This is a genomic window from Ferrigenium sp. UT5, from assembly GCF_045866295.1.
Taxonomy (GTDB): Bacteria; Pseudomonadota; Gammaproteobacteria; order Burkholderiales; family Gallionellaceae; genus Sideroxyarcus.
In genome coordinates, this window is the sequence record NZ_BAAFRY010000060.1 from 1 (window position 1) to 1,303 (window position 1,303).

General features: G+C 54.4%; 1 protein-coding gene. It reads right to left on the bottom strand.

The window, feature by feature from the left end:
• Nucleotides 1-1,161: IS4 family transposase (locus tag ACKTSJ_RS11115; protein ID WP_407900233.1), on the bottom strand; the 1,161-nt coding region annotated here is incomplete at its 3' end.
• Between the last annotated feature and the right edge of the window lie 142 nt (nt 1,162-1,303).

The window sequence follows — 1,303 nt, forward strand, 5'->3', positions numbered from 1 at the left end:
GAATAGATTCAGTTGGTTGCAGAGGCCGTTGTTTTCTTCCTGACCACTGATGCCCTGCAAAGCTTGTTGAATGGGCATTTTCTCGAACAAAGTGACCGACAGAATCTGTAGCAAAGTGTAGAGCGAAGCGTCCAAATTGAGGCGCTTCTTGATGATGGCGACGAGTACGTAAACTGAAACGGCGATCCAGATTTGCGACTTCACCGCATTCTCGGACGTGCCATAAAAACGTTGAATACGAAGATGCTGCTTGATCCACTTGAAGAACAACTCCACCTGCCAGCGGCTCTTGTAGAGCGCGCAGACCGTTGCTGCCGGCAATGTGAAGTTGTTGGTCAGGAACACCAGCGTCTTGCCGGTTTCCTGATCTTTGAATCGAATGCGACGCAATGGCTCCGGATAATCTCTTCGAGTGAGAACCCCGTCCAGCGCAATCGTCTGGTCGCAGATGATGCCCAGATTCCGATCCGTCTTGGCGGAATACATTCTGTGCGCATCCAGGTTCGACTTGGCGCGCGTGACGAAGAACGCCCCCGCCAAGTGCAGTCGATGCAGACGCTTGAAATCGACGTAGGCGCGATCCATGACATAGATCGCGCCTGCTTCTGGGATCAGCAAGTCGAGCGCGCGAACGTCGTGCATCTTGCCATCGGAGACATGAATGAAGCTGGGAATGCTGCCGCGCAGATCCAACAGCGTATGCATCTTCACCGCAGCTTTGGTAGTGCGGAAATGCGCCCACGGAAACACCGACAGGCACAGGTCGATGGTGGTCGAGTCCAGCGCGTACACCGTGTTGGTGAGATCCAAGCCAAGGTCTTCGCTGGCGTAAAGCGTTCTGGCTTGAGCAATCAAGCGATGGGCGAACTCGGCGTAGATGTGCCAGTTGCGCAGTTCGTTGGCATCGGCCAGTGTGGAACGCGACACCGTGCATCGGATGCCCATGTGATAAAGCTTGGCGGATTGTGCCGAGAGGCAGGCTTCGATGTCGCGCAGACTCTCGCGATAGGTGAGTTGCGCGAAGGCCAGAATGCGAAAGTGCTCGGCACAGGTCAACGTCCTGACGCGATGATCGCCGCCATGCCGATCCACGATGCGGTGGAAGGTCTTCCATGGCAAGAAGTCCATGACTTGGGCGAACAAGGGCTTGCCGACGTACATTGCAATCTCCCGCAACAGGAAAGCTGGAAGATTGCACGAAGGACTGTTCGCCGTTCAAGTCGGAGACACTATAAAAATCTCCAAATGCAGCATCAAATAAGGGTTCCAGAGTCATGGGATCGTATTTAACCGGACACTAGTG